6 protein-coding genes are annotated in these 6,615 nt (G+C 68.3%); 2 read left to right on the forward strand and 4 right to left on the reverse strand.

Features of this window, described 5'->3' with window-relative positions:
- Positions 1–25: 25 nt before the first annotated feature.
- Positions 26–1,090, reverse strand: a complete 1,065-nt coding sequence (locus tag ACQKLX_RS27945; protein ID WP_427364818.1) for an ABC transporter substrate-binding protein — start codon at positions 1,088–1,090, stop codon at positions 26–28.
- Between the two features lie 185 nt (positions 1,091–1,275).
- Positions 1,276–1,749, reverse strand: a complete 474-nt coding sequence (locus ACQKLX_RS27950) for an Lrp/AsnC ligand binding domain-containing protein (protein WP_152012054.1) — start codon at positions 1,747–1,749, stop codon at positions 1,276–1,278.
- Positions 1,750–1,861: 112 nt separating this feature from the next.
- On the opposite strand from ACQKLX_RS27950, the gene putA reads away from it, so the two are divergent.
- Together putA and ACQKLX_RS27960 are read left to right on the forward strand one after the other, a co-directional pair.
- A complete protein-coding gene (gene putA / locus ACQKLX_RS27955; RefSeq protein WP_427364819.1) occupies positions 1,862–4,954 on the forward strand; it encodes a bifunctional proline dehydrogenase/L-glutamate gamma-semialdehyde dehydrogenase PutA in 3,093 nt (1,030 codons plus the stop codon).
- Between the two features lie 76 nt (positions 4,955–5,030).
- Positions 5,031–5,408, forward strand: a complete 378-nt coding sequence (locus tag ACQKLX_RS27960) for an endonuclease domain-containing protein (RefSeq protein ID WP_427364820.1) — start codon at positions 5,031–5,033, stop codon at positions 5,406–5,408.
- Between the two features lie 120 nt (positions 5,409–5,528).
- Here the strand turns inward: ACQKLX_RS27960 and ACQKLX_RS27965 are convergent, their stop codons facing one another.
- Positions 5,529–5,792 carry a hypothetical protein gene (locus ACQKLX_RS27965; protein ID WP_137880149.1) on the reverse strand — a complete coding sequence of 88 codons (264 nt, stop codon included), beginning with the start codon at positions 5,790–5,792 and terminating at the stop codon, positions 5,529–5,531.
- Positions 5,793–6,021: 229 nt separating this feature from the next.
- Positions 6,022–6,372, reverse strand: coding sequence for a hypothetical protein (locus tag ACQKLX_RS27970; protein ID WP_427364821.1), 351 nt, complete (start codon positions 6,370–6,372; stop codon positions 6,022–6,024).
- Positions 6,373–6,615: the final 243 nt, after the last annotated feature.

Raw genomic sequence — 6,615 nt, forward strand, 5'->3', positions numbered from 1 at the left:
GGCCTAAAGTAAGCGGGCGCGCCGTTCAGAACGCCCGCTCGGACTCCGCCGGCAGGAAGCCCTCGGCGAAGGCGTTGCCAGCCTTCGCCTTGTCCTTGAAGGAGACGGTCAGCCCGATCTGGTCAAGCCCCTTCTGCCAGCGCACCTTGTCGATCCCGCCAAAACCGTGCGCCTTGACGCTCGGCGTCATCACATAGTGATCGAGCGCCATCTTCAGGCGCTCCAGCTCGATCTCGGGACGGGCGCCCTCATTGCGCTGCAGCACGCCGGCGATCGCCGCCTCCGGATCGGCGACGACATCGCGGACGCTGCGGGTGATCCCCCGCAGCAGGCCGCGCACCGCCTGCGGCTTCTCCGCCAGCAGCTTCGGCGAGACGATGACGGCATTGCCGTAGAGCTCGACGCCGTGATCGGCCATCAGCAGCATGACGATGTCCTCGGCCGGCACGCCGCGCGCCTTCAGATTGATCAGGGAGGTGTGGGCGAAGCCGAAGATCGCGTCGAGTTCGCCCGACGCCAGCATCGGCTCGCGCACCGGAAAGCCGATGTTCTCCAGCTTGATCTTGGCATCGTCGATGCCGTTGACCTTCTTGAAAACCGGCCATTGCGCGAAGGCTCCGTCGGCGGCGGGAGCGCCGAGCTTCTTGCCCTCGAGACTCCTGGGATCCTTGCTGATGCCCCGGCTCTTGCGCCCGACGATCGCAAAGGGCGGCCGGTCATAGACCATCATCGCCGCCTTGAGATCGACATTCGGGTTCTCGTCGCGGAAACGGATCAGCGTGTTCACATCACCGAAACCGGCATCGAAACCGCCGGTCGCGACCCGCGGGATCGCTTCGCGCGACCCGGTCCCCGCCTCAATGGTGACGTCGAGCCCCTCGTCGCGGAAATAGCCCTTGTCCAGGGCGGTGAGGAACAGCGCCGCCGGCCCCTCGAAGCGCCAGTCGAGCGTGAAGCGCAACGGGATCGAAGCGGCTGCAACAGGCGCATTGTGCAGCCCGGCCCAGGCGGCAAGACCGGTTCCTGCGAGGAAACGCCCGAACCCGCGCCGGGAGATCGGCGCGCCAAGCAGGGGCATGGCAACGGACATGGCAAACTCCGGAGCGACCATAGCCGACACGGACGCAAATGCCTCTCCGACAGGGCTCACGGAGCACCATACCGGAGACGCAACGCAACCAAGACCTCCCTAGTGCGCAGGTCAAGCGCCAACAGGGCGAGATCGCGGCGAAATCGCGGAAATGGTTACGTTTTTCTGCGGCAGTGCCGCGGGAGTCACAACGGCAGCGCTCCGTCGGTCTTGACCTCCTCCATCACCGCATAGGTTCGCGTCTCGCGCACCGCCGGCAGCGCCAGCAGGACCTCGCCGAGGAAGCGGCGATAGGCGTTCATGTCGGCGACGCGGGTCTTGACCAGGTAGTCAAAGCCGCCGGCGACCATATGGCATTCCAGCACCTCCGGCGCCCGCTTCACCGCCGCGGCGAAACGCTCGAAGGCGTCCGGCGTCGTCTTGTCGAGATAGACCTCGACGAAGACCAGCAGATGTAGGCCGAGTTTCACCGGATCGAGCGTGGCGCGGTAACCGGTGATGAAGCCCTCGCGCGCAAGGCGCTTCAGCCGTTCGCCGGTCGCGGTCGGCGACAGGCCGACCTTTTCCGCCAGCTCGACACCGGCGGCGCGGCCATCGTTCTGGAGCAAGGCGAGCAGGCGCCGGTCGGTTCGGTCAAGAACCGGATTATTCTCTGCCATCTGAAAACCTTACAGGATTAATCACGGCATAATTGCTGAAATCTCCATTGATATCCAGCCTACTTGCGATGATCCTGCAGATCATCCCGCCGTCGAGACCCGGAGCCGTTTCATGGCCGCCCCTGCGCCCGTCTTCCACGCCCCCTATGCCGAGGACGACGCCGCGATCGCCGGTCGCCTGCTTGCCGGCGGCCGTCGCGATCCTCTGGCCAAGGCGAGGATCGACGCCCGCGCCACCGCGCTGGTCGACGCGATCCGCACCCGCAAGGTCGGCCTCGGCGGCATCGAGGAATTGCTGCGCGAATACTCGCTCTCGACCAAGGAGGGCCTCGCGTTGATGGTGCTGGCCGAGGCGCTGCTGCGCGTGCCCGACGCCGCCACCGCCGACCGGCTGATCGAGGACAAGCTCGGCCAGGGTGATTTCGCCCATCACGAATCCAAGTCCGACGCCTTCCTGATCTCGGCCTCGTCCTGGGCGCTCGGCATCACCGCCCGCATCATCCAGCCGGGCGAGACCCCGACCAGCATCATCGGCAACCTCTCCAAGCGCCTCGGCCTGCCCGCCGTGCGCACCGCGACGCGCCAGGCCATGCGCGTCATGGGCAATCATTTCGTCCTCGGCCAGACCATCGAGGAGGCGCTGAAGCGCGCCCGTTCCGGCTCGGGCAAGCTCTACCGCTACTCCTTCGACATGCTCGGCGAGGGCGCCCGCACGCAAGCCGACGCCGACCGCTACTACGCCTCCTACGCCGATGCGATCGACGCCATCGGCCGCTCCGCCGGCAACGACAAGCTGCCGAACCGCCCGGGCATCTCGGTCAAGCTCTCGGCGCTGCATCCGCGCCACGAGGCGACCAATCGCGAGCGCGTGCTGGCCGAGCTAACGCCGAAGGTGATCGAGCTCGCCCGCCAGGCCAAGACATACGACCTCAACTTCACCGTCGATGCCGAAGAGGCCGACCGGCTCGAGCTCTCGCTCGACGTCATCGCCGCCGTGATGGCCGATGCCTCGCTCGCCGGCTGGGACGGCTTCGGCCTCGCCATCCAGGCCTATCAGAAGCGCGCTAGCGCCGTGATCGCCCACATCGCTGCGCTGGCCGAAACCTATGACCGCCGGCTGATGGTCCGCCTTGTCAAGGGCGCCTATTGGGACACCGAGCTGAAGCGTGCCCAGGAGCGCGGCCTGCCCGACTATCCGGTCTTCACCCGCAAGGCGATGACCGACCTCAACTACGAGGCCTGCGCCAAGCAGCTGCTCGCCTTGCGCCCGCGCATCATCCCGCAATTCGCCACCCATAACGCGCTGACTGTCGCGACCGTCGCCGAGCTTGCCGGCGATGCCGAGAATTTCGAATTCCAGCGCCTGCATGGCATGGGCGAGGCGCTGTATGAACGCCTGCTGCAGTCGGATTCCGGCTTCGCCTGCCGGACCTATGCGCCGGTCGGCGGCCACCAGGACCTGCTCGCCTATCTCGTCCGCCGCCTGCTCGAGAACGGCGCCAACTCCTCCTTCGTCTCGGTCTCCGGCGATCCCGACGTGCCGGTCGCGACGCTGCTGGTGCCGCCGGCGGACATTATCGGCTCGCCGAGCGCCGCTCGCCATCGCCGCATCCCGCTGCCGGCCGAGCTCTTCGGGCCGTCCCGCCGCAACTCCGCCGGCGTCGAGCTCGGCGATGCCGCCAGCCTTGCCACCCTGCTCGCCGAGATCCACGCCGCCGCGGCCAAGCCTATCCCCGAGGCCGTGCCGCTGATCGACGGCAAACCCGGCACCGGCACCGCCCGCGACGTGCTCTCGCCGATCGACGGCAAGCCGGTCGGCCGCGTCACCGAGGGCGATGCCGCCAGCGCCGAGAAGGCGATGGCGGCTGCCAGGGCCGGCTTCCACGCCTGGAACGCGACGCCTGCCCGCAACCGCGCTGCCTCGCTCCGCCAGGCCGCCGATTTGATGGAAGCGCGCCGCGGCCCGATCCTGGCGCTGCTGCAGTCGGAGGCCGGCAAGACGCTGGACGACGCCATCGCGGAACTCCGCGAAGCCGTCGATTTCCTGCGCTATTACGCCGCCGAAGCCGAAGCGAAGTTCGCCGTGCCGAGCGCGCTTCCCGGCCCGACCGGCGAGGACAACCGCCTGATCCTGCGCGGCCGCGGGCCCTTCGTCTGCATCGCGCCCTGGAACTTCCCGCTCGCGATCTTCGTGGGCCAGGTCGCCGCCGCGCTGGTCGCCGGCAACAGCGTCGTCGCCAAGCCCGCGCCGCAGACCCCGCTGATCGCCGCGCTCGCCGTGCGCCTCCTGCATGAGGCCGGCATCCCCAAGAGCGCGCTGCACTTCGCCCCCGGCGACGGCAAGCTCGGCGCAGCCCTGGTCGCGCATAGGGACGTCGCCGGCGTCGCCTTCACCGGCTCGACCGCGACTGCCCGCGCCATCAACCGCGCGCTCGCCGCCAAGGACGGCCCGATCGTCCCGCTGATCGCCGAGACCGGCGGCCTCAACGCCATGATCGTCGACGCGACCGCGCTGGCCGAGCAGGTCGCCGACGACGTCGTCCTCTCCGCCTTCCGCTCGGCCGGCCAGCGCTGCTCGGCTTTGCGCCTGCTCGTCGTGCAGGAGGACGTCGCCGACAAGATGGTCGAGATGATCGAGGGCGCCGCCAGCGAGCTCACCCTCGGCGATCCCCGCGCGATCGAGACCCATGTCGGCCCGGTGATCGACGCCGCCGCCAAGGAGCGCCTCGACGCCCATATCGCCGCGATGCGCTCCGCCGGCCGCGTCACCTATGCCGGCAGGACGCCGTCTCTGCCCGGCACCTTCGTCGCCCCGCACATCATCCGGCTCGACAAGGTCGCCGACCTCACGGCTGAGCATTTCGGCCCTGTGCTGCATGTCGTGCGCTGGAAGGCGGGCCAGCTCGACAAGGTGCTCGCCGAGATCGAGGCGACCGGCTACGGCCTGACCTTCGGCCTGCATTCGCGCATCGAGGCCACCGTCGAGCGGGTCGTCGACCGGCTCTCGACCGGCAACATCTATGTCAACCGCAACATGATCGGCGCGGTCGTCGGCGTGCAGCCCTTCGGCGGCCACGGGCTGTCAGGCACCGGCCCCAAGGCCGGCGGCCCGAACTACCTCCCCCGCTTCGCCACCGAGCAGACGGTGACGATCAACACCGCGGCGGCGGGTGGCAATGCCTCGCTGATCGCGATGGGGGAATAGAGGCGCGACGATAGAACCCCTCTCCTGTAAGGAGAGGGGCAGGGGTGAGGTGTGCACTCTCGCCGGAGATGCCGCCATGGTCAGTGAGCGCGACCGCTTCGCCAGAAAGCTCCGTCAACAATCGACCAAGCCGGAAGACATCCTCTGGACGCTTCTGCGCGGCCGAAAACTCGGCGGCGTGAAGTTTCGACGCCAGATCGCCATACTCGGATACACCGTCGACTTCCTCAGCTTCGAGCGCAGGCTGATCATCGAGCTCGACGGTCGCCAACATGACTGGGATCGCGACTACGATGCGGCTCGCACGGAGGAGATCGAGCGTCACGGCTTCATGCTCCTCCGCTTCCGCAATCACGAGGTGCTGAACGATCCCGATGCCGTCGTTGCGCGCATTGGGAGGGCTTGCACAACAGAAAGCCCTCTCCTGGAAGGAGAGGGTTTGGGTGAGGTGTAGGAGCGCAGACCAGTTCCGCGAGCGCCGACCGCGGCTTTATCGCAGCCAATGATCTCCCTCCCGCACACCTCACCCCTGCCCCTCTCCTTCCAGGAGAGGGGTTCCCGCGCTTCCCGCGCCCTACCCCGCCGCCCTTGCCGCGGCCTGCTTCAGCCGCGCCAGCGCTTCCTCGGCCCCGGCCTTGACCGCCGGGTCAGCCACCTGCCCCTCGGCCGCAACCCGTTCGGCCAGCGCCGCGACGCTGAACTCAGCGCCGCCGGCCGCGAGCTTCAGCACGGCATTGGCGAGCACGTTCGGCCAATAGGCCGCGCCGCCCTTGGCCAGCCCCTTGGCCTTGCGGCCCTCGAATTCCTTGGTGAGCTGCTCGGGGGTCTTCCTGGCCATGGCGTCGGGCTTTTCCGTGAATCGCTGTTGGCGGGGAGTTTAGCGCAACCCGTCCCGAAAAACCGCGGGGAACCCTCTCCTGTAAGGAGAGGGCAGGGTGAGGTGTAGGTGGCCACACCAGTTCCGCGAGCGCTGACCGCGCGGTCAGGTTCAAGCCAACGTTTGCAGTCCGAACACCTCACCCCTGCCCCTCTCCTTCCAGGAGAGGGGTTCCCCACGCTTCCCTCGCCTACCTTTCGCCCCGCAGCGGAACCACCTCGATCCGCCCCTCATGCCACGCGACCCGCCGCTCAGCCTCCTCCCAGGCCGCGTCGGCGGAGAGGCCGGCAAGGCGCAGGCCGAGCGCTTCCTTCAGGGTGGCGCGCTCCTTGTCGCTGAAGCAGGTCCGCAGGAAAGTGGGGGCGCAATGCTCGCCGCCCGGCCCGACGCAGGCCTGCGCCCGCCGGCAGTCCGGCAGGGTGCAGAGATAGCGCCAGCATTCCAGCTGCGTCGCCACGCTGCGCAGCGCGATCGGCCGCTCGCGCTCAAAGCGCTCGAACTCCTCTTTGATCGCGCCGCGATGGTCGGGATTGCGGGGCATGGGAGGTCCTTTCCAGAGGGTTTCATCCGGGAAGAAGGACGCGGGAACCCTCTCCTGGAAGGAGAGGGTAGGGTGAGGTGTGGGAGATCGGACCAGCTCCGCGAGCGCCCACCGCGCGGTCGGGATCAGGCCAGCGTTTCCAGTCCGAACACCTCACCCCTGCCCCTCTCCTTCCAGGAGAGGGGCTCCCCGCGCCCAAGCGTCGTCCCCGCCCGCAGGCTCTCCCTGCGGGCGTTGTCGCAT

The organism is Allobosea sp. NPDC003192 (assembly GCF_050275675.1).
GTDB lineage: Bacteria > Pseudomonadota > Alphaproteobacteria > Rhizobiales > Beijerinckiaceae > Allobosea.